Origin of the sequence: Bradyrhizobium sp. HKCCYLRH1030 (assembly GCF_051168395.1) — a bacterium.
In the GTDB taxonomy this organism is placed as follows: Bacteria; Pseudomonadota; Alphaproteobacteria; order Rhizobiales; family Xanthobacteraceae; genus Bradyrhizobium.
In genome coordinates this window covers 683462-703474 of the sequence record NZ_JBNPUY010000001.1, presented here as the reverse complement: position 1 = coordinate 703474, position 20013 = coordinate 683462, and the positions used below count along the sequence as shown (strand labels likewise).

Sequence of the window (20013 nt, the reverse complement as noted above, 5' to 3'; positions counted from 1 at the left end):
CCCGGGATGCCGGCGAGCATGGTTTCGGATGTTGCATGAAAGCCGCCCAACGTGCATCACATGCGCTTCCACCGGCCGGAAAAACCGACGTCTGACCGAGACTCAAGAGACCAAAAATCCGGGTCGGAAACGCTGGAGCACGTATGTCGTCGTCCTATTCTGAAGATCTTCGTTCCGCAGCCCTGGCCTATCACCGCCTGCCGCGGCCCGGCAAGCTGGAGATCCAGGCCACCAAGCCGCTCGCCAACCAGCGCGACCTGGCGCTGGCCTATTCTCCCGGCGTTGCCGCTGCGTGCACCGAGATCGCCGGCAACCCGGCCGAGGCCGCCTCACTGACCGCGCGGGCCAACCTGGTGGCCGTCGTCTCCAACGGGACCGCCGTGCTCGGGCTCGGCAATATTGGCCCGCTGGCCTCCAAGCCGGTGATGGAGGGCAAGGCGGTCCTGTTCAAGAAATTCGCCGGGATCGACGTGTTCGACATCGAGATTGCGGCCGACACGATCGACCGGGTGGTCGAGACGGTCGCGGCGCTGGAGCCGACCTTCGGCGGCATCAACCTCGAGGACATCAAGGGACCGGAATGCTTCGAGATCGAGGCGCGGCTCAAGGAGCGCATGAAGATCCCGGTCTTCCATGACGACCAGCACGGCACCGCGATCATCGTCGGCGCTGCGATCAAGAATGCGCTGTCCCTGGCGGGCAAGCAGCTCTCCGAGGTCAAGATCGTGACCTCCGGCGCGGGCGCCGCTGCCATCGCCTGCCTCAACCTGCTGGTGTCGATGGGCGCGCAGCGCAAGAACATCTGGGTCTGCGACATCGACGGTGTCGTCCATGAGGGCCGCAACACGCTGATGGATCCCTGGAAGGCGGTCTATGCGCAGAAGACCGACAAGCGGACCCTGGCCGAGGTGATCGGCGGCGCGGACATCTTCCTCGGGCTGTCCGCCGGCGGCGTGCTGAAGCCGGAGCTGCTCAAGCAGATGGCCGAGAAGCCGCTGATCATGGCGCTCGCCAATCCCAACCCCGAGATCATGCCGGAGGAGGCGCGCGCGGCACGGCCGGACGCGATGATCTGCACGGGGCGTTCGGACTTCCCGAACCAAGTCAACAACGTGCTCTGCTTCCCGTTCATCTTCCGCGGCGCGCTCGACGTCGGCGCCACCGCGATCAACGAGGCGATGAAGCAGGCCGCGGTCGATGCGATCGCGCAGCTCGCCCAGGACCCGCCGTCGGACGCGGTGTCCCGCGGCTTCGATACCGGCGAGACCCAGGGCTTTGGTCCGGGCTCGTTGATCCCCTCGCCATTCGATCCGCGCCTGATCCTGCGCATTGCGCCGGCGGTGGCGAGGGCGGCGATGGAGTCCGGCGTCGCCACGCGGCCGATCACCAATTTCGACGAGTACACTGCGCTGCTGGAGCGTTTCGCGTTCCGCTCCGGCCTGGTGATGAAGCCGGTGTTCGCCAAGGCAAAGACGCAGCCGGTCCGCGTGATCTATGCCGAGGGCGAGGACGAGCGCGTGTTGCGCGCCACCCAGGTAGTACTGGAGGAGAAGCTGGCGAGGCCGATCCTGGTCGGCCGTCCTTCCGTGGTCGAGGCCCGCATCAAGCGCTTCGGCCTGTCGATCAAGGCCGGGCGTGATTTCGACCTGATCAACCCCGAGGACGATCCGCGCTACCGCTCCTATGTGCAGAGCTATATCGAGGTCGCGGGACGGCGCGGCGTGACGCCGGATGCGGCGCGCACGGTGGTGCGCACGAATGCCACCGTGATTGCGGCGCTCGCTGTCGTCAGGGGCGAGGCGGATGCGATGATCTGCGGCGTCGAGGGACGCTATATGAGCCATCTGCGCCACGTCCGTGAGATCATCGGATTCATGCCGGGGGTCAGCGACTACGCGGCGCTGGCGCTCACCATCACCAGCAAGGGCGCCTATTTCATCGGCGACACCCAGGTGCGGCCGGATCCCACGGCCGAGGAACTCGCAGAGATGGCCTCGCTGGCGGCCAACCACGTCACGCGTTTCAACATCAAGCCGAAGATCGCCTTCGTCTCGCACTCGGATTTCGGCGGCTACGACACGGATTCGTCGCGCAAGATGCGGCAGGCGACGGCATTGCTGAAGCAGCATCGTCCCGACCTCGAGGCCGACGGCGAGATGCAGGGCGACACCGCGCTGTCGGCGACCGCGCGCAAGGCGATTTTGCCGCATTCGGATCTCGAAGGCTCGGCCAACGTCCTGATCATGCCGAATCTCGACGCCGCCAACGTCGCCTATCAGATGATCAAGGTGCTGGCGGATGCGGTGCCGGTGGGGCCGATCCTGATCGGTCCGGCGCGGCCGGCGCATATCCTGACGCCGTCGGTGACGGCGCGCGGCATTCTCAACATGACAGCGGTGGCCGCGGTCGAAGCCCAGGAACGGGCGGGGAGGGCGCAGCCGACGCTGTTCGCGTGACGCTGCTGGCGTGATCGAAGTGTGGCGGAATTCGTCCGGTTTCGGTCGTATTCCGCCCGCCTTTATTGTTGAAAAGCGTTCGCGACGTCACATATCCGGCCCGGTGGGCCGGCGACACAACGTTTGAAGTTGATCCGTGAGGGCGAGAATGCCGGGTTTCATTACATTCGGGCGCGTTCTGTTCGCCGTGATCTTCATCTACACGGGCGCGACCAAGCTGTTCGGCATTCCCGCCACCGCCGATCTCATCGCCGCCAAGGTCACGATTCCCACGATGCTCGCGCCCTATGCGGCGCAGCTCGAGGCCGCTGCCAAGATGCCGATGCCGCAGATCCTGGCGATCGCGGCCGGCGCGTTCGAGGTGCTCGCCGGCGTGATGATCGCGCTCAACCTTCTCGGACGTTTCTTCGCGGCTCTGATGATCGTGTTCGTCGGCGCGACCATCTTCTACTTCCATGACTTCTGGAACCAGGCCCCGCCCGACAACGCCAAGACCCTGATCGACGCGCTGAAGAACCTGTCGATCATCGGCGCGCTGTTCATGATCTTCGGCTATGGCAAGGGTCCGAAAGCGCCCGAGCAGAGCGCGTATGGAGACATCTAGAGGGAGCTCTAAGCGGTGCGTTTCCAGGCGGTCACGCTGACGTCGTGGGCAGGATCGAGCATCAGCTGATTGGCGGGCGTGTAGCCGTGGGCCGTCAGCACCTGCTGCGGCGAACGGTCGGGACCGACGCCGGGAAAGCACGGTGCGCCGCCGGGCAGGGAGACGTGGGGGGCCATTGACAGGAAGAAGGTGTCGTAGCGGTCCATGAACATCTCGAACACGACGGGACCGCCGATCACCGCCACCGTGCCAGAGCTGACGCCCGCGGCTTCACAGGCGGCTTCGAAGGAGGTCCCCGCCGGATTCCAAAGGGTGGAGAGCGGCTTTTCCGGATCCGGCGCCAGTCCCGCCACCTTCCCGGTCACGACGATGCGCCGGCGCTTCGGCGAGTTCGGCTGGTCCTCATAGGAGTTGCGGCCGTGGACGATCAGATCGGCGCCATCGAGAGCCTGGGAAAAGAATGCGGCGTCGCCGGGAAATTTCAGGGCGGGCGGCATCGCATTGCTCGCGTCGGCCAACATCCCGTCGGCCGACACGATCACGTAACCTTCGATACGAAGCTTGGTCACTGACGAAAGGAATCCCGTCTCATTCGGACACTGTCGTCACAACGCTCGACACCGGCCTTTGGCTCACCGTCGGAAGCTTCGCGACCTTGGCGAGCTGCTCGTCATATTGCGGCAGCGACTGCACCGGCGCCTTGGCGCGCATCGCGACCACCTTGTAGCCGCCGGCCTTCAGGCGGCGCAGCATCTCGGGCAGGGCCTCGGCGGTATGCTTGTGGAAGTCGTGCATCAGGATGATGCCCTTGCCGAGCTTGTCGAGCTTCTTGAAGGTGACGTCGATCACCGCCTGGGCATTGCGCGCCTTGAAGTCGAACGAGTCGAGATCGCAGGAGAAGATGCCGATGTTGCGGGTGCCGAGATAGGTCACGATCTCCGGCGGATGCTGCAATGCCGGGAAGCGGAAGAACGGCGCCGGGGAATTGCCGCCGAGCGCCCACTTCACGGCGCTGATGCCGAGTTCGATCTCTTCCTTGCGCTGATCCTCGGTCAGCTTCTTGTTGGTCAGCGTCGCATGCGACCAGGTGTGCGTGCCGACCGTATGGCCGGCATTGTAGACCTGCTTCAGGATCTCCGGATAATAGGTCGCATGCTTGCCGATGATGAAGAAGATGCCGGTGGTGCACTGGTCGGCAAGCGCCTTGAGCACGCTGGGCGTGTTCTCCGGCCACGGACCGTCATCGAAGGTCAGCACGACCTCGTGATCCTTCAGGAAGTCGAGGTCCTTGAAGTGCTCGAAGCCGAATCCCGGACCTCCGGTCGTATCGATCTCGACGGTGCGGCCGACGCCGAGCGCATCGGGGTTCATGCAGGGCGCGCGCGGCGGCTGCGTCTGGGCGGCGACGGCGGGAACAGGGGCCGGTGCGGGAGCAGCAGCGGCCGGGGTCGGCGCCGCCGCCGTGCGCTGCGCCTGGGACCAGGCCGCGCCAGACGTCAACAGCGAAGCCGCCAAAGAGCTTGCGAACACCAATCCTGCTGCAATCCGCATCGTGTTTCCTCGGGGTTGTTGCAACGGGAGCGCCAGCGTCGAGAGTCGCTCCGTCATCCGGCCGGGATACTAGCCCAGCAGCCGGAGTGGCGCCAAAAGGAAACAAGGCAAAAACACGGGGAAGTTGCCAGCTTCCGCCGCATTCCTGCCGAGTGTTGCTCAGCCGTTCGCCAGCAACCGGGCAACTGCGGTCTTGACCCGCGTATCCGTCGGCTCAACCGAGGAGGCAAACACGTCGGCGATGTAGCCGTCACGGCCGATCAGATATTTGTGAAAGTTCCAGCGCGGCGTCTCCTTGGGCCGCGCCTCGGCGGCCCAGCGGTAGAATGGGTGGGCGTTGGAACCGGTGACCACCGCTTTTGCGGTCATCGGGAAGGTCACGCCATAGTCTTTGTTGGCCTGCTCGGCGATGTCGCCGGCGATCCCAGGCTCCTGGTTGAAGTCGTTGGACGGCACGGCGATGATCGTCAGCCCGCGCTCATGGAACTCGCTCCACAGCTTCTGGAGCCCGGTGTACTGCGGGGTGTAGCCGCACTGGGAGGCCGTGTTGACGACCAGCACCGGTTTGCCCGCGAAATCGGCGAGCCGAATCGGCTCACCGGCCAGCGCCGGGAAGGAGAAGCGATAGGCGGTCATCTTGCTCGCTGCATTGTCGGCACGAGCAGCCTGCGGCGTGAGCGTCGCACCCGACAACGAGGCGCCAATGCCGAGAACAACCATCCTGCGATCGATCATGTGAATCTCCCTGAGCAGAGCCAGCCCCGTCAGCATGAATGTGCCCGCGCTCGACCGGCCGCTGCTTCAACGGCCGCCACGTTGCGCTGGATCAGACTGCGTTCCGGCACGGGGATACCCCTGCCGTGGGGCGGAAAGAGGGACGTCGTCGGTCGTCAGCGCAGCGAAAGGATGAACTCGGTGCCCTCGCCGGTTTCGCCCTGATTGATGCCTTGATCGGACACGATCAGCGAACTTCCGGTCGACAGGGCTTCGCCGAGCCACGCCATGACGTCGGCGGGAATGGTGATGCGATCGAGCGCCTCGGCCGCGCTGCTCAGCTGAACGACCTGTTTCGGCTCGGCATCGGCTCCCGCGGACTTCTTACCCCGCCGGACCGCCTTGGCAGCGCCATCGTTCGCCGCGGTGCTCCGCGCCGAGGAGGGCAGCGAGATGACCGACCAGCGCATCGTCGCCGGGTCGGCCTTGTCAGCCGTCGCGGTGAACACGTGGGTGCCGAGCGGCTTGTCGCCCGGTGCGATGGTGACCGGGGTGTTGAACACCGGAGCGAAGTTCTGCCGCACGTACAGCTTCGAATCCTTGCGGCTGATGAAGATCGCGATCTGGCTGTTGCGCTTCAATTCGGGCTTGGGCGCAATCGGCTTGTCCGGTGCGGCAACACGCGACTGATCCTTGGCGAGATCGTTGGGATCGACCGGCTTCGCCGGTGCCTCTGCCGCCGGTGTGGGCGGCGACGCAGGCTGCTCCGCGATCGGGGCGTCGGCAGGCTTGGACTCTACCGACTTGGATTCAGCAGGCTTGAGTTCGGTCGAACCGGTGGCTTCGGCATTCGCCGATGCCTCAGCCGGCTTCTCGAGAGCCGGAGCGGCCACCTGCGCAACATTCGTGGGCTCGCTCGCCGGAGCCACGTCGCCGGGGGCAGACCTTGCCTCTGCGTCGGCGGTCGCGGGCTCAATCTTGATCTCGGCGACACTGGGCTTCAGATCGGCAGTATCGCTTTGAACCTCCATCGGGAGCGAGCGCGATGGTTCGGCGCTTGGGGAAGCGTCCGAGACCATCGGAGGGAGTCCGTTGGCGTTGCTGGCATCGGCGGTCCGCACCTGGCGCGACGCGGCGGGCGATCCTTCGCCGGAGCGCGGGCTCTCGGCATGACCGATCGTGGCGCGCAGATCCGTCGTCGCGACTGTGATCGCGGTGGTGACGGCGGCGCCCTTGTCCGACTTGATCGCTGCCGGCGCAGTCGCGTCGGGTTGCACCGATGCGCTCGGCTGCGGTGCCTTCAGGGCAGCGAGCATCGGATGCGAGAAACTCGCAGGAGCCACTTCGCTCGGCGTGACCAGGACCCGGGATCCCATGCGCGTCCAGCCATAGAAGCGGGTTGCAAAGCTTGCCGGCATGCGGATGCAGCCATGCGAGGCTGGGTAGCCGGGCAGCACGCCCGCATGGAGCGCGACGCCCGACCAGGTGATGCGCTGCATGAACGGCATCGGGGCGCCGCTATAGATGTTGGAGCGATGGAATTTCTGCTTCTGAATGACGCTGAACACGCCCAACGGCGTGGAATGTCCCTTCATGCCGGTCGAGACCGGTGCTTCCGCGAACAGACCGTTTGCGTCGTAGACCTTGAGCTGCTGCTTGTTGATCGACACCGCGATCGTGACCGGTCCTTGCGGCTTGGCAGCCTCCTTCTCGGTCTTTGTCAGCTTGTCGAGGTGGCGCGCCTTGGGCTTGCGCGGCATGGCCGGGCGTATGGTCGGAGCAATGGTGACGGGCTGAGCGTCGTTCCAGTAGTAATATGACGCTGCGTCAGCCTGTGAGGTCGCTGCTATGGCAAGCGGAACTGAAACGATTGCTGCACAATAGAACCGCCCCCTGGCGGCTGCACGAACGCAGAGCATTCCGGCAAATCCTCAAGAACCATCTGGTATTTAGTGTCGCAGACGGAGTCTGCGTTCACCAGCTTGGGGCTTCTGCCCTGCGTGATTTCGTTCCAATCGTAGCAGAAAAGCCTCACATCCCGTTAAACGGGTAGTGGAAGGTCACGGGCTGGAGCGCCTTCCTTGCAGGCATTTGTGTCCCTACATGGGCGGTATGCCGAGCATCGGCGGTATAACGGAGACCGACATGTCGTTCAGAGCCACCAAACGGTTTGATCTGTGGCTGAAAACCCTCGCTTGCCTGCTGCTTATCGGATTGTCCTCGCCTGTGATCTCAGCATACGCCGCGGACGAGCCGGATCTGATCTTCCGTCGGTCGACCGTGTTCAAATTGCTCAGCCCGAATGACAAGCTCGCGACCTATGGCGTTGATGATCCAGAGGTCGAGGGCGTTGCCTGCCACTTCACGGTGCCGCAGAAGGGCGGCTATGTCGGTTGGCTGGGCCTGGCCGAGGAGGTCTCCGACATCTCGCTCGCATGCCGGCAGATCGGCCCGATCAGGTTCAAGCGCAAGCTCGAACAGGCCGACGACATGTTCCGGCAGCGGCGGTCGCTGTTCTTCAAGAAGATGCAGATCGTTCGTGGCTGCGATGCCAAGCGCAACGTGCTGGTCTACATGGTTTACTCGGACAGGCTGATCGAGGGCTCACCGAAGAACTCGACCTCCTCCGTCCCGATCATGCCTTGGGGCAAATCCGATGACGGCGCAGTCCAGAAGTGCGGTGATTTCATTCAATAAGGGACCTGCCAAGGGACGATCGGCTGCCGAAAACCTCGCTGGGCAATTTGTGCTTGGCAGGATCGTGGCAGCCGATCAGCCGGACCAGGCTCTGTGGCGTCGAGCCGGCATAGCCCTCGGTTCGCTGCTGCGCCATCGGCGTAGCCGGCGAGCTGCGGCGAGATACCTTCGGTTTGGGTGTGTGCAAGCGCCTGCCCATGGTGACCCTGCGGAGCAACGTCGGCCCCCAAACGCGCCGCGCTGCTGGGTCGCCGTAGCGATCTGGGAGGTTCTCCCTGCCGGCCACGGTTAACGCCAGGTCGTTAAGAAGCTCTCCATCGACAGATTGACGGTCGCCCCGGATCGCGCTGGCTCGGCCAAAGCAGGTGGCGCTTTAGATCACTCTCGTTTTGATTGTATTTTGTGTCGTCGGGTGGGTTGCGATGAAACGGAGCGGCGGGCCCATGAAACCATTTTGTGCCCGTGCCGCAGGCCGCTTGAAACGTGAAGCGGGTATGAAAGCGTGGGCGGCATGCGAATCGTGTCGTCGCGGCCTGCGTGGATGACATGACGAAAAACAAACACCAGCGGTCCACCATGCGTTTTCGACTGGATGCTGCGGCGCTTGCCGTGCTGCCGTGCCTCTTCTGGTCCTTCGTCGAGGCGCGGACGACGACCCGATTGCCAGATCTGCGCGGCGAGTTCGTACGGCAATGTGCGCCTCATATGCTCGACCGGTGGACGCGTCCTGAAGCTGTCTGCTCCTGCCTGCATGACCATGCGGCCGCGATGGTGGAGGATGCCGACTTGCGTGAGGCGCTGCTGCGCGGGATCAGTGAGACCGGCGTGCCGACCATCGAGATCGATTGGGTGCCCGCACCGAAGCGAGCGGAGATCGGGCCCACGTTCACCAAGATCGCGAAGCCCGCGCTGCAGTGCATGTTCGATCCGGCCAACTGATCGGCTGTCTGAACCGATGTCGATCAGCGTCCATCGTCCGCGGTGCTCGTCGTCAATCCAGGCCATATTGCGACATCAATGACTGCACGTCCGGCCGGCGCATGATGCGCGAGATCCGGGTACTGATGGCATCCTCGTCGCTGTGTCTCGACGATCTCGCAGTAGGCTTGGGCGCAGGGCGGGCCGCTGCCGCGCTTGCACGGGTTGGCTGATGTCCCGCAGGAGCGGGCTTTTCGGCGGACGACGAGGCGGCCGGTTGCGTCCCCGTGGTCTGGGTGGCCGCCGCGGCCGGCAGGCCAGACTGGGGCGGCGCGGCAACGGGAGCGGTCGCGGGGACGAGGGCCGGTGAAGCTGCGGCCGTGACGGGCGGCGTCGCGGCCGGTGCCATCGGGCGTGTTTCGGTGGTGGCGGCCACGGGCGGTGTCGCGAGCATTGGATTCGACGTCTTGGCAGCTTCAGCAACGGGGGCGGCGGCCGTGAGCGAGTTGGTACGCGTCTGCGACGAAGCTGCCTCAGGCGCCGGGACGGGCGCAGCCAGTGCGGTGAGCGCTGGGGCTGGCGGCGAGATCGGCGCCGGCGGTTCGATCGCCGGAAGCGGGGCGGCGATGGCTGCATTGCCTGCGGAGGCGGCCTCGCTGGTGATCTTTTCGCTGCGGTCCAGCTCGGGCTTCCTGATATCGCTGGGGACATTGAGGGCTTGAGTTTGCGCGTGGGCCAGCATCTGCCGCGCGGTCATCGGCGTCTCCGCCGAAGCCGAGATCGGCAATAGGACGGCGGTCGCGAAGGCCAGCTGCAGGGTCCTCGTAGAAGATGTGAACTTGATCATGGCCGGCTCCTTGCGGTGTGAGATCTGCACTGGGTTCGTTCAGGCCGCCGCGCTGGCCGTCGCCCGGTCGTGGGCGACGACGACACGCTGGCCGCGCATCTTGGCGATCACCTCGTCGCGCGGGCCGAATGCCAGCGTCTTGCCGAAGGCCATCACCATGATGCGGTCAACATGCGCCAGAAGCTGCGGGCGGTGCGTGACGACGATCACGGTTCGGCCGGCGGCCTTCGCCTGGGCCATGGCCTGCGCCAGCGCCCGCTCGCCGTCCTCGTCGAGGTTCGAGTTCGGCTCGTCGAGGATCAGGAGCCGCGGATTGCCGTAGAGCGCGCGGGCGAGGCCGACGCGCTGTCGCATGCCGCCGGACAATGCCACGCCGCCTTCACCAATCGGCGTGTCGTAGCCGTTGGGCAGGCGCAGGATCACCTCATGCGCGCCGGCGGCCTTGGCGGCAGCGACAACGGCGGCCTCGTCGACCTTCGCAAGCCGGGCGATGTTGTCGGCGACGGTGCCCGAGAACAGTTCGATGTCCTGCGGTAGGTAGCCGATATGCTTGCCGAGCCGGTTTGGGTCCCATTGGCTGTAGGCGGCGCCGTCGATGCGGATCACGCCTTCGCGCAGCGGCCAGACGCCGGCCATGGCGCGCGCCATGCTCGACTTGCCGCTGGCGGAGGCGCCGACGATCGCGAGACTCTCGCCGGCCCTGAGCGAAAAGCTGACGCCCTTGACCGAGGGGCGGCCGGCCGCCGGCGGCCACACCACCGCGTTCTCGACGTCGATGTCGCCGCGCGGCGTCGGCAGCGCCGTCGGTGCAGCCGTGACCGGCAAGGCCTGGAACAGCTCCTCCAGCCTGCGGTAGGCCGAGCGGAATGCGATGATGCGCTTCCACTGCCCGACGACCTGCTCGACCGGGGCCAGCGCGCGGCCCATGATGATCGACGTCGCCATCATCGCGCCGGGCGAGATCTGCTGCTCGATCGCGAGCCAGGCGCCGATGCACAGCAGCGAGGTCTGCACCGCCATGCGCGCGAACTTGGTGACGGAATGCATCGCCGCGCCCCGCTCGACGAGGGTGCTGTGGGCATCGACCATCGCCGACTGCCGGCAGCTCCAGCGGTCCATGACAATGTCGCCCATGCCGAGGCCGCGCACGACCTCGCCATTGCGCAGCGCCGCCGCGACGAAGCGCGAGGCCTCGTTGGCCAGCGCGTTGGTGCGCTCGACGCTGGCGCGCGTGTAGAATTCGGTGAGCAGCGCCAGCGAGAACAGCACGATCGCGCCGAGCAGCGAGAGGATGCCGAGATAGGCATGCTGCAGAAAGCACAGCGCGACGAACACCGGCGTCCACGGCAGATCGCAGGCGATGGCGGCGGTGCCGCTGGAGATGCAGTCGCGGATGGTCTCGGCGTCACGGATGATCTGCTGGCCGAAGCGATGCCGCGGCGACAGCTCCGCCTTCATCATCGTCTCGAACAGCGGGTGGCGCAGCGTGCCTTCGAACTGCACGCCGGCCCGGGCCAAAACGCCGGAACGGGCGAATTCGAGGACGCCATACAACACCAGGAAGACACCGACGATGAGCGTCAGCATGACCAGCGTGCCGAGATTGCGGCTGGTGAGGACGCGGTCGTAGACCTGCATGGAATAGAGGGGCGAGGCGAGCATGCTCGCATTGATGAAGAGGCTGAGCACGAAGGTCGCGGTGAGCGCGGGAAAGCAGGCGCGGAGCGCGGTTCCCAGCGGGCTTCGGGTGGTGCGCATGTCGGATCCCCTTGCGATGGTGCTGGGGAGCTTCGCCTGGGGCACCCGTCGTCGACCGTGACTGACCTCACATAGCTCGAGGCTGATCTGCCGGCGCTTGAGTTGGCCGGTGGCAGCCGCTACCGGATGGTTCAGTCGTGCTCAGATTTCGCAGCTTGCCTGAATCACAGTGAGCTCATGCCTGCCGTAACGTCCCAGAACATCCGGCTCATGTCCGGCCTCGTCCTGTTTGCGTTCGCCGCGACGCATTTTTTCAACCATGCGGTGGGTCTGTTCAGCCTCGAGGCGATGGACGAGGTGCAGGAATGGCGACTGGTCGTCACCCGATCGTGGCCGGGAATGATCGGGCTGTCGGCGGCATTGCTCGCGCATGTCGTGCTGGTCTTCGCCAAGACGGTTCAGCGCGGCACGTGGCGGCTGTCCTCGTGGGAGTTTGTTCAGATCGCCACCGGATTTGCGATCCCGCTACTGTTGCTGCCGCATGTCATCGAGACCCACATGGCTCATGCGCTGTTCGGCGTTCAGGATGGCTACCTCTATGCGCTGGCGTTGCTGTGGCCCAAGGCTGCCTGGATTCAGACCGCGCTGCTGCTGCTGGTCTGGATCCACGGCTGCGTCGGCCTGCATCATTGGCTGAAATTCCGGAGCTGGTACCGCCTCGTCCAGCCGCTGCTGGTTGTTCTCGCTGTCGCGGTGCCGATGGCGGCGCTGATGGGGTTCGTGGTGTCCGGACGCGCCGTCGCCGCGTTGCTCGGCAATCCCGGCATGGCCGAGCAGATGCGCCAGGTCACCCATTGGCCGAGCGAACTCGACGGAAAGTGGATCGCCCTGCTGCAGGTTTCGGCGCAGATCGCGGTCGTCGCGCTGCTCGTTGCAGGCGTGACGATCATCGTGTTCCGTCACGTCGCGTCCCTCGCGGCGCCGAAGATCGCCATTGCTTTCACGGGTGGTGCGACGGTGCGGGCCGCGGTCGGTCCGACGCTGCTGGAGATCATCGGCAGCAACGATCTTTCGCAGCGATCCGACTGCGGCGGCCGTGCCCGCTGCGGTCTTTGTCGCGTCCGCGTTGATGAAGGTGCGGAGACGCTGGCACCGCCCGGCCACGCGGAGCGCGTCATGCTCGCCGACTTGGCGGCACCGGCGAATGTGCGCCTGGCCTGCCAGATCCGTCCGGCGGCGCCGCTGACGATCACGCGTCTCCTCGGCGGCGATCAAGCGGAGAGGGCGCCCCTCGTCGACCACCTTCCCGCCGAGCGCCGTGCGGTATGCCTGGTCCACGTCCGCGTCCGTCCGCTTGCGGCCATTGCGCGCGACCGGCTGCCCTCCGACCTCGGGTTCATGATGAACGAGATCTTCGGCGCTATTGGCAGGGCGATCGAAGCTCATTCCGGGCGCATCGATCGCTTTCTCGGCAATGGCGTGCTCGCCGTCTTCGGCGAGGAGCAGGGAGCAGAACAAGGCTGCCGCGATGCGCTGCAGGCGATCGGCGCCATGGACGTGGTCATGGACCGCGTCAACGAAAAGATCGCCGCGGAGATCGGTCGGCCCGTCGAGCTGGCGATTGGTGCTCACCTTGGCGACATCGTTGTCGGGCAACTGACCCTTGGACGCACGTCGCGGGTGGCTGTGCTCGGGCTCGGGACGGAGTGGCCGGCGCTTCTGGCTGAATTGGCGGACACCAGAGGTTGGCAGCTCGCGATGTCCGGGGGCGTGGCGACAGCAGCCGGCCTTGCTGATCTGGATGGAGCGATACGTGAGAGGCTTGCCGATCCGGAACAGGGCAGCGAGCTGGACGCCATCGGCGTGCGGCGTGCCCGCGACCTTGCTGTCGTCGCGGGCGCGCCACCGGTGCCGTCGGCATAGGTGTCTCGGCTCATTTCTCCCGGAACGTCTTGGCGAGCGTGTTGAGCAGCGGGCCGACCAGATATTCGAGCACGGTGCGCTCTCCCGTGGAGATGATGACGTCGGCCTGCATGCCCGGCAGGATCTTCTCGGCGATCTCGGGCGGGATGGTCGAATAGTCGATCACGACGCGCGCCGAATAGTAGCTCTGCTTGGTCGCCTCGTCCGACATCGCGTCCGCCGAGACGCTCGAGACCTTGCCGAAGATCGTCGGCGTCGTGCGCGAGGAGAAATTGGAGAAACGCACCTCGGCCCTCTGGCCGATGGCGACGCTCTCGATGTCGCGCGGCGAGACGTGCGCCATCACGTCGACGCCTTCGCCGACCGGAACGATCTCGGCGAGCGTATCGCCGGGCTTCACGACGGCGCCGACGGTGTGGACTTTCATGTTCATGACGATGCCGTCGCGCTCGGCGCGGATGTCGACCCGGCGCAGCACGTCCTCGGCGATGACCAGCTTCTCGCGCAGGTCCGACAGCTTGGCCCGGGTGCCGTCGAGCTGCTGGCCGACTTCGGTCAGATATTTCTGCAGCGTCTGATCGATCTGCAGGCGCGTCTGCGCGGCCGTCTGCGTCAGCCGCGCGACGTCGGCTTGCGCCTGGCCGAGATCGCCTTCGACGCGGGCGCGCTCGCGTTCCAGCTCAAGGAACTTGTTGCGCGGATAATAGCCTGCGGCGACCGCCGGGCGCACGTTGTTCATCTGCGTCTCGAAGCTCGCGAGCTGCGCGGAGAGCGCGGCGCGCTGGCGGTCACGGCCGGCGAACTCCTGCTGCTGCTGGGCGATCTGCGAGTTGAGGATGTTGATCTGGCTGATCAGGCCATTGCGGCGCTCGACGAACAGCCGCTGCTGGTCGGCGATGGCAAGCGCCGCCTCCGGCACGTTCTGGCGGTTGAGCAACGTGTCGGGAAACGTGATCATCCGCACATTGCCGCGCTCGGCGAGCAGGCGCGCCTCCTCGGCCAGCGCCGCGTCCATCTGCTTGCGCAGGAGGTCGGTGTTGGCCTGGGCCTCGGTCGGCTGCAGCCGAAACAGCAGGTCGCCGCGATGCACGGCGTGAGTGTCCTTGGCCAGGATCTCCCTGACGATTCCGCCCTCACGGTGCTGAACCACCTTGTGATCGCCGGAGACGGACACGGTGCCCGGCGCGATCGCCGCGCGATCGAGCGGCGCATAGGCCGCCCACACGCCGAAGCCGCCGAACACCAGCGCGATCGACAGATAGCCGAGCAGGGCGTAACGGCTGAAATCGGCCTTGACCGGCTGCGGCCGGTCGGCCGCTTCGAAGAAGCCGTGATCCTGCACCGCTGACATCGACATGCTGCGTCCCCGCTTATCCACGGGCAGGAGCATCGTCGATGCGCGGCTGTGGGACTGTGCGGAAGGTCACGCGCCGGAGGTCGGCGGCGAGAGCCGCATCGAACGAGGTCAGCTACTTCTTCTTCGGCCCGAAGCGCGGCACGCATTTCGTGGTGCGGACAATACCGGTTTCAGCCATCTTGGAGCCGGAGACCTCCTTCACCTGGCCGGCGGGGCAGGTGCCGTCATCGACCAGCACGCGCTGGCCGAGCCGGAGATCGGTGATGTCCTGCTCGCGCCCGACATATTGCGCCTGCGCGGGTGCGGCAACCAAAAGCAGGACACCGAGGACGCCGAGAGGGCGCGCTGCGACATTCGCGAACGAGGAGATTTGAGAACGCATCACTTTCCTTCGATCTTCAGTCCGTTTGGCCCGATATTGATCTGGACACCCTCCGGCTGCTTCTTGGCCTGATAGAAATTGTAGCCGAGCACGATGATCGCCGCGCTGAGAATGCCGAGGAGGAAATAAAGGATATTGCGGTGATCCGACATGTTAAATTCCAAAGTATGTTGCGGCCATTTTCGTATGCGCGAATGTACGGGCGGCCTTGCGATTCTGAAAGCAGCGGCGAATCCGGTGCAACTCTGCATGAGATTGTGATTTGCTGCAGTCATCGGCAATTGGAACCTCGACAGGCATGATCACCCAGGACATTACGCAGCGCATCGTCGACGCCGTCGATGCCGACTTCGACCGGCAGCTTGCGACCACGAGCGACTTCGTCGCCATCCCCTCGACCCGCGGCGCCGAAGGTCCGTGCCAGGACATGTTCAGCGATCTCCTGCGCGCGCGCGGTTACGAGGTCGACGACTGGCACATCGATCTCGACGATCTCAAGGAGATGCGCGGCTACGGCCCGATCGAGCACGACTTCTCGAGAGCACGCAGCGTGGTCGGAACCTACCGGCCGGCGACGTCGGCCGGGCGATCGCTGATCCTGCAGGGCCATTGCGACGTGGTGCCGGCCGGTCCGCTCGACATGTGGGAGACGCCGCCGTTCTCGCCGGTGATCCGCGACGGTCGGATGTATGGCCGCGGCGCCTGCGACATGAAGTCCGGTACCATCGGCGCGCTCTATGCGCTCGATGCCATCAAGGCTGCCGGCTTCAAGCCGACGGCGCGCATTCACATCCAATCCGTCATCGAGGAGGAGAGCACCGGCGTCGGCGCGCTGTCGACCCTGCAGCGCGGCTACCGCGCGGATGCCTGCTTCATCCCGGAGCCGACCAGCGGCAAGATGGTGCGTTCTCAGGTGGGCGTGATCTGGTTCCGCCTGAAGGTGCGCGGCTTCCCGGCGCATGTGTTCGAGGCCGGCGTCGGCGCCAATGCGATCCAGGCGAGCTATCATCTGATCCATGCGCTGGAGAAGCTCGAGGCGGACTGGAACGAGCGCGCCAAGAGCGATCGTCATTTCAGGACGCTCACGCATCCGATCAACTTCAATCCGGGCATCATCAAAGGCGGCGACTGGGCCTCGAGCGTGCCGGCCTGGTGCGACGTCGATTGCCGCATCGCCATCCTGCCGGGCTGGTCGGTCAAGGACTGCCAGAACGAGATCCTCGCCTGCGTCGCCGCGGCTTCGCGTGATCATCGTTTTCTCTCCAACAATCCGCCGGTCGTCGAGTGGTCGGGCTTCCTGTCCGAAGGCTACGAGTTGACCAATTCGGCCGAGCCGGAGGCGGCGTTCGGCAAGGCCTTCACCGCCGTCTACGGCGGCGAGGTCCAGGATCTCGTCTTCACGGCGCTCACGGATACCCGCTTCTACGGGCTCAACTACAACATCCCCAGCCTCTGCTTCGGCGCGACCGGCGCCGCCATGCACGGCTTCAACGAATATGTCGAGCTCGACTCGCTGCGCCAGGTGACCAAGACCATGGCGCTGTTCATCGCGGAGTGGTGCGGGATCGAGAAGGTCTGAGCGGCGGCACGATCGGACCGAAGCAATGACCTCTCAGGTCATTGCTTCGGGTTCGAAGCCGGGCGCATCCAGATGCGGCGCTGACCCGCGAAGACGGGTCGTCCGATCAACGGGGGAGGGAAGGCATGACGCCACTCGACAAGATCAATGCGATGAAGATGCCGTTCGCGGAATTGAAGGGTGTGACCTTCACCGAGGCCAGTGCCGATCGCGTCGTGGCGCAGATGCAGGTGCGGCCGGATCTCTGCACCCTGCATCACACCATTCATGGCGGCGCCGTCATGGCGCTGGCGGATTCGGTCGGCGCGGCCGCAACCGTGATCAACCTGCCGCAGGACGCCAAGGGCACCACGACGATCGAGAGCAAGACCAACTTCATCGGCGGCGCCAAGGAGGGGACGGTGGTGACGGCAACCGCCACGCCCGTGCATCGCGGCCGCCGCACCCAGGTGTGGCAAACCCGGATCGAGACCGACGACGGCAGGCTGGTCGCACTCGTGACCCAGACTCAGCTCGTGCTGTGATGATTCGTACACAAACGAATCGTTAACTCACGCGATCCTTGCATGGCCGCATGTTCTCTCCGTAGAGCGCGGGGCTTGCAATGAATGTTGCGATGCACAATATAGCTCTTGTCTAGGGAAAGACGTCTGTGTGCGAGGGCTCTCGAGAGGAGTCTCAGGCAGTGTCACAGGTAGATACTTTTCGTCCCCGGCCGGGCTTCGGCTATGTGCGGACCCTCAGCCAGCACGAAGAACTGCCGTTGCTGCGCGATCATCTGTTGCGGCTCGATGCGGAAAGCCGGCACGATCGATTCAACGGCTTCCTCGATGACAGTTTCATCGAACGCTATGCGGCCCGCTGTGCGGCCGATGGCACGATCGTCGTCGCCTACATGGAAAATGGCATGGTGCGCGGCGCCGCCGAGCTGCATCCGCCGGAGCAGTCCGAGGACGGGCTTCCGGAGATTGCGTTCAGCGTGGAGGCTTGCGTGCGTCGCCGCGGGGTCGGCAGCCTGCTGTTCCAGCGCGTGATCTCGGAGGCGCGGTGGAAGGGCTATCGCAAGCTCCGCGTCACGACGGGATCGCAGAACCATGCGATGCGGGCGCTGGCGGCCAAGTTCGGTGCGCATCTGGCGTTCCGTCACGGCGAATCGACCGGCACGATCGATCTGACCGAGCAGCCCCAGGATGAGCTGGCGAAGCTCGTGATCGATGCGCCGATCGCGGCAGCGCGGGCGTTCTTCACCCTCAATCGCGCCTGCTGGAAGCTCGTGACCCGGATGTACGGCGACAAGCGCGCCGCCTGAGCCGAGCCGTTGCTGCGACGATAAAGGCGCGACAGCGATCACCGCTGCCGCGCCTTTTCGTTTGATTGCATTGCCGATGCGCCCCGGAGGGCGGCGTTCAGGTGCCGGTGCGCTTGTCGAAATTGAAGCGGCGCACGGTGCGGCGCTCGACCACGACGGCACGCTGCTGCGTGCCCTGGTCGGCCGTGATGACGCGCGTGTTGGTGCGCGCGGCAACGCGGACTGCCTTCTTCACCTCGGGGAGCACCTGCTCGAGCGGCAGACCCATCAGCGCCGACGCGATCTCGGCCTGAGCCTGCACGTCGTCGGTGATGCCTGACGCAGCGAAGATCGCTTCTTCCAGTGTCGGGGGATCACGCCTGACGCGACGCGGACCGTACTTGGTGTTCCAATCTTCGCTCATGGGGGCCTCGTGAATCGTCCGGGATACCTAGAAGCAGAATTGTTGCATTGCAATATATATTCCGCGGGACAGCCCAGCTATGCGTTCACCATGTCGCGATTGGGCAACGCTGCCTGCGTCATGTGGATATCCTGGGGCCAGCGGCGCAAGGCCGCGAGCCCGGCTTTCGTGAGGACATAGACGCCGCGCTCGGCGCGGTCGAACCAACCATAGACGTTACGCTGCAAGATCTTCGGCGCATCCGGAATGTCCGCTCGGAGGTCGCGGACGCGTTTCGGCCCGCCCGACAGCGCCGAGGCGCAGGCCAGCGCCTGCTGCCGATAGGCCGTCATGATGGGAGCACGGGTCGAGCCGCCAGCGACGGGGTCGCCCTTGCGCCGCTGATGCTCGATCACGAGACGCGAACGTTTCTTGGGGTTCTTGCGCGGCGCCGTAGTGGGCGGCTGCACCAGCACTTCGATGTCTCCGGCTGAGGTCACGGCCAGCATGCCGAAGCCGAGCCGGCGGCACAGATTGCGGTAGCGGGAGTCGCTTTCGCGGCCCTTGCCGCGTGCCGACAGGTTCGCCGCAACCCACACCTCGTCACAGGCACCGGCCCGATCGACTGCCTGCAGCAGCAGTTCCAGGTTGAAGACCTGCTTCAGCTCGCAGACGACGACTACCGGCGGGTCGTCGCCCTTGAGCGCCACCACGTCGCAACCGCCGATTTCCCCTTTGACCGAGAAGCCGAGGTTTTCGAGGAAGCGTTTGACGGGAAGGTAGAGCGCGGTTTCCAAGGGGCCGTCCGATGTGTGCGACTCAGAGCGCGCGCGAGTCTAGCCCGCCGAGTCCGGTGATGTCAGCGCCAAGTCGGGGTGAACGGCTGGCTTCGCTACACCCGGCCGACAACCGGTAGCAGCGCGCCGGTCACGCCGCTCGCGGCGTCGCTGGCTAGAAACAGAATGACCTCCGCGAGTTCCTGCGGCGTCACCCATTTGTCGAAATCGGCCTTGGGCATGCTGGCGCGGTTGGCCGGCGTATCGATCGTCGACGGCAGGACGGCGTTGACGGTGATCTTGCCCTTCCATTCGGCCGCGAGTGCTTCCGTCAGGCGATGCACTCCCGACTTGGAGGCCGCATACGGGCCCATGCCGGCACTGGCCTGGAGCGCGCCCATGGCGCCGATGTTGACGATGCGGCCCGTGCTGGAGCGGACGAGATGCGGAATCGCCGCGCGCGATGCGTGCAGCGCGGTCATCAGGTTTCGCGCATGCATCGTCTCCCAGACGGAATCGTCGCCGTCGGCAGTCGTCTCGAACGCGAACGCGCCGGCGATGTTGATCAGCGCATCCAGAGTGCCGAAGTGGGCGGCGACGGAGTCGATCGCGACCTTTGCCTGCTCGGGGTCGGAGAGATCGACGCCTCCGAGCTCGATGCGGTCGTCACTCGCCGGGATTTCGGCCTGGGCATGATCGATCCCGGCCACATGCGCGCCCCGTGCGAGCGCGAGATCGGCCACGCTGCGTCCGAGCGCCCCTTGCGCACCCGTAATGACAATCACTGCTCCGTTCATTCCGTCCCTGGTCTCCGTTGACG

At 65.4% G+C, this 20013-nt stretch carries 20 protein-coding genes; 8 read left to right on the top strand and 12 right to left on the bottom strand.

Features of this window, described 5'->3' with window-relative positions; translation table 11 throughout:
* Positions 1 to 143: 143 nt before the first annotated feature.
* Together ACQR1E_RS03200 and ACQR1E_RS03195 are read left to right on the top strand one after the other, a co-directional pair.
* Positions 144 to 2456: an NADP-dependent malic enzyme gene (locus tag ACQR1E_RS03200; RefSeq protein WP_315749983.1), complete on the top strand. Its 2313-nt coding sequence runs from the start codon at positions 144 to 146 to the stop codon at positions 2454 to 2456.
* A 148-nt stretch (positions 2457 to 2604) separates the two neighbouring features.
* Positions 2605 to 3060 carry a DoxX family protein gene (locus ACQR1E_RS03195; protein ID WP_315712340.1) on the top strand — a complete coding sequence of 152 codons (456 nt, stop codon included), beginning with the start codon at positions 2605 to 2607 and terminating at the stop codon, positions 3058 to 3060.
* A gap of 8 nt (positions 3061 to 3068) precedes the next feature.
* On the opposite strand, the gene ACQR1E_RS03190 is transcribed toward ACQR1E_RS03195, so the two are convergent.
* From ACQR1E_RS03190 to ACQR1E_RS03175, 4 genes are all read right to left on the bottom strand, one after another.
* Entirely contained in the window at positions 3069 to 3629 is a 561-nt protein-coding gene (locus ACQR1E_RS03190; protein WP_315826814.1) for a dihydrofolate reductase family protein, read from the bottom strand.
* Positions 3630 to 3648: 19 nt separating this feature from the next.
* A complete protein-coding gene (locus ACQR1E_RS03185) occupies positions 3649 to 4611 on the bottom strand; it encodes a polysaccharide deacetylase family protein (protein WP_315712338.1) in 963 nt (320 codons plus the stop codon).
* A gap of 159 nt (positions 4612 to 4770) precedes the next feature.
* Positions 4771 to 5346 (bottom strand): glutathione peroxidase, encoded by a 576-nt coding sequence (locus tag ACQR1E_RS03180; RefSeq protein ID WP_434896652.1) that lies wholly within the window; start codon positions 5344 to 5346, stop codon positions 4771 to 4773.
* A 155-nt stretch (positions 5347 to 5501) separates the two neighbouring features.
* A complete protein-coding gene (locus ACQR1E_RS03175) occupies positions 5502 to 7244 on the bottom strand; it encodes a L,D-transpeptidase family protein (protein WP_434896651.1) in 1743 nt (580 codons plus the stop codon).
* Between the two features lie 226 nt (positions 7245 to 7470).
* On the opposite strand from ACQR1E_RS03175, the gene ACQR1E_RS03170 reads away from it, so the two are divergent.
* Together ACQR1E_RS03170 and ACQR1E_RS03165 are read left to right on the top strand one after the other, a co-directional pair.
* Positions 7471 to 8022 carry a CreA family protein gene (locus ACQR1E_RS03170; protein WP_315826939.1) on the top strand — a complete coding sequence of 184 codons (552 nt, stop codon included), beginning with the start codon at positions 7471 to 7473 and terminating at the stop codon, positions 8020 to 8022.
* 576 nt (positions 8023 to 8598) lie between these two features.
* Positions 8599 to 8961 (top strand): hypothetical protein, encoded by a 363-nt coding sequence (locus ACQR1E_RS03165; protein ID WP_315712645.1) that lies wholly within the window; start codon positions 8599 to 8601, stop codon positions 8959 to 8961.
* A gap of 52 nt (positions 8962 to 9013) precedes the next feature.
* Here the strand turns inward: ACQR1E_RS03165 and ACQR1E_RS03160 are convergent, their stop codons facing one another.
* Both ACQR1E_RS03160 and ACQR1E_RS03155 read right to left on the bottom strand, forming a co-directional pair.
* Entirely contained in the window at positions 9014 to 9787 is a 774-nt protein-coding gene (locus tag ACQR1E_RS03160) for a hypothetical protein (protein ID WP_434896650.1), read from the bottom strand.
* A gap of 39 nt (positions 9788 to 9826) precedes the next feature.
* Positions 9827 to 11545, bottom strand: coding sequence for a type I secretion system permease/ATPase (locus ACQR1E_RS03155; protein ID WP_434896649.1), 1719 nt, complete (start codon positions 11543 to 11545; stop codon positions 9827 to 9829).
* Positions 11546 to 11755: 210 nt separating this feature from the next.
* On the opposite strand from ACQR1E_RS03155, the gene ACQR1E_RS03150 reads away from it, so the two are divergent.
* On the top strand, positions 11756 to 13408 hold the full coding sequence (locus ACQR1E_RS03150) for an adenylate/guanylate cyclase domain-containing protein (protein ID WP_434896648.1): 1653 nt from the start codon (positions 11756 to 11758) through the stop codon (positions 13406 to 13408).
* Positions 13409 to 13418: 10 nt separating this feature from the next.
* On the opposite strand, the gene ACQR1E_RS03145 is transcribed toward ACQR1E_RS03150, so the two are convergent.
* The 3 genes from ACQR1E_RS03145 to ACQR1E_RS03135 all read right to left on the bottom strand — a co-directional run bounded on the left by ACQR1E_RS03145 (position 13419) and on the right by ACQR1E_RS03135 (position 15299).
* Positions 13419 to 14765, bottom strand: a complete 1347-nt coding sequence (locus tag ACQR1E_RS03145) for an HlyD family type I secretion periplasmic adaptor subunit (RefSeq protein WP_434896647.1) — start codon at positions 14763 to 14765, stop codon at positions 13419 to 13421.
* Between the two features lie 112 nt (positions 14766 to 14877).
* Positions 14878 to 15147 carry a DUF6719 family protein gene (locus ACQR1E_RS03140; RefSeq protein WP_315712330.1) on the bottom strand — a complete coding sequence of 90 codons (270 nt, stop codon included), beginning with the start codon at positions 15145 to 15147 and terminating at the stop codon, positions 14878 to 14880.
* Positions 15147 to 15299, bottom strand: coding sequence for a hypothetical protein (locus tag ACQR1E_RS03135; RefSeq protein WP_315712328.1), 153 nt, complete (start codon positions 15297 to 15299; stop codon positions 15147 to 15149). The genes ACQR1E_RS03140 and ACQR1E_RS03135 overlap by 1 nt, the downstream gene beginning before the upstream one ends.
* Before the next feature lie 146 nt (positions 15300 to 15445).
* On the opposite strand from ACQR1E_RS03135, the gene ACQR1E_RS03130 reads away from it, so the two are divergent.
* From ACQR1E_RS03130 to ACQR1E_RS03120, 3 genes are all read left to right on the top strand, one after another.
* Positions 15446 to 16726: an ArgE/DapE family deacylase gene (locus tag ACQR1E_RS03130; protein ID WP_315712327.1), complete on the top strand. Its 1281-nt coding sequence runs from the start codon at positions 15446 to 15448 to the stop codon at positions 16724 to 16726.
* 125 nt (positions 16727 to 16851) lie between these two features.
* Positions 16852 to 17250, top strand: a complete 399-nt coding sequence (locus ACQR1E_RS03125) for a PaaI family thioesterase (RefSeq protein WP_315712326.1) — start codon at positions 16852 to 16854, stop codon at positions 17248 to 17250.
* A 128-nt stretch (positions 17251 to 17378) separates the two neighbouring features.
* Positions 17379 to 18035 (top strand): GNAT family N-acetyltransferase, encoded by a 657-nt coding sequence (locus ACQR1E_RS03120; protein ID WP_409977870.1) that lies wholly within the window; start codon positions 17379 to 17381, stop codon positions 18033 to 18035.
* Between the two features lie 97 nt (positions 18036 to 18132).
* Here the strand turns inward: ACQR1E_RS03120 and ACQR1E_RS03115 are convergent, their stop codons facing one another.
* The 3 genes from ACQR1E_RS03115 to ACQR1E_RS03105 all read right to left on the bottom strand — a co-directional run bounded on the left by ACQR1E_RS03115 (position 18133) and on the right by ACQR1E_RS03105 (position 19990).
* Positions 18133 to 18438: a hypothetical protein gene (locus ACQR1E_RS03115; RefSeq protein ID WP_172109527.1), complete on the bottom strand. Its 306-nt coding sequence runs from the start codon at positions 18436 to 18438 to the stop codon at positions 18133 to 18135.
* A 77-nt stretch (positions 18439 to 18515) separates the two neighbouring features.
* Positions 18516 to 19214 carry a DUF2161 domain-containing phosphodiesterase gene (locus ACQR1E_RS03110; protein ID WP_315712324.1) on the bottom strand — a complete coding sequence of 233 codons (699 nt, stop codon included), beginning with the start codon at positions 19212 to 19214 and terminating at the stop codon, positions 18516 to 18518.
* A gap of 95 nt (positions 19215 to 19309) precedes the next feature.
* Complete coding sequence (locus ACQR1E_RS03105) at positions 19310 to 19990, bottom strand: SDR family oxidoreductase (RefSeq protein WP_315749997.1); 681 nt, start codon at positions 19988 to 19990, stop codon at positions 19310 to 19312.
* Positions 19991 to 20013: the final 23 nt, after the last annotated feature.

Bases quoted from the DNA above. Each gene is read 5' to 3' on its own strand.
- ACQR1E_RS03175 (WP_434896651.1), bottom strand. From the start codon at position 7,244: ATGCTCTGCGTTCGTGCAGCCGCCAGGGGGCGGTTCTATTGTGCAGCA.
- ACQR1E_RS03125 (WP_315712326.1), top strand. From the start codon at position 16,852: ATGACGCCACTCGACAAGATCAATGCGATGAAGATGCCGTTCGCGGAA.
- ACQR1E_RS03135 (WP_315712328.1), bottom strand. From the start codon at position 15,299: ATGTCGGATCACCGCAATATCCTTTATTTCCTCCTCGGCATTCTCAGC.
- ACQR1E_RS03195 (WP_315712340.1), top strand. From the start codon at position 2,605: ATGCCGGGTTTCATTACATTCGGGCGCGTTCTGTTCGCCGTGATCTTC.
- ACQR1E_RS03200 (WP_315749983.1), top strand. From the start codon at position 144: ATGTCGTCGTCCTATTCTGAAGATCTTCGTTCCGCAGCCCTGGCCTAT.
- ACQR1E_RS03170 (WP_315826939.1), top strand. From the start codon at position 7,471: ATGTCGTTCAGAGCCACCAAACGGTTTGATCTGTGGCTGAAAACCCTC.
- ACQR1E_RS03165 (WP_315712645.1), top strand. From the start codon at position 8,599: ATGCGTTTTCGACTGGATGCTGCGGCGCTTGCCGTGCTGCCGTGCCTC.
- ACQR1E_RS03155 (WP_434896649.1), bottom strand. From the start codon at position 11,545: ATGCGCACCACCCGAAGCCCGCTGGGAACCGCGCTCCGCGCCTGCTTT.
- ACQR1E_RS03150 (WP_434896648.1), top strand. From the start codon at position 11,756: ATGTCCGGCCTCGTCCTGTTTGCGTTCGCCGCGACGCATTTTTTCAAC.
- ACQR1E_RS03140 (WP_315712330.1), bottom strand. From the start codon at position 15,147: ATGCGTTCTCAAATCTCCTCGTTCGCGAATGTCGCAGCGCGCCCTCTC.
- ACQR1E_RS03180 (WP_434896652.1), bottom strand. From the start codon at position 5,346: ATGATCGATCGCAGGATGGTTGTTCTCGGCATTGGCGCCTCGTTGTCG.
- ACQR1E_RS03145 (WP_434896647.1), bottom strand. From the start codon at position 14,765: ATGTCGATGTCAGCGGTGCAGGATCACGGCTTCTTCGAAGCGGCCGAC.
- ACQR1E_RS03105 (WP_315749997.1), bottom strand. From the start codon at position 19,990: ATGAACGGAGCAGTGATTGTCATTACGGGTGCGCAAGGGGCGCTCGGA.
- ACQR1E_RS03115 (WP_172109527.1), bottom strand. From the start codon at position 18,438: ATGAGCGAAGATTGGAACACCAAGTACGGTCCGCGTCGCGTCAGGCGT.
- ACQR1E_RS03185 (WP_315712338.1), bottom strand. From the start codon at position 4,611: ATGCGGATTGCAGCAGGATTGGTGTTCGCAAGCTCTTTGGCGGCTTCG.
- ACQR1E_RS03160 (WP_434896650.1), bottom strand. From the start codon at position 9,787: ATGATCAAGTTCACATCTTCTACGAGGACCCTGCAGCTGGCCTTCGCG.
- ACQR1E_RS03130 (WP_315712327.1), top strand. From the start codon at position 15,446: ATGATCACCCAGGACATTACGCAGCGCATCGTCGACGCCGTCGATGCC.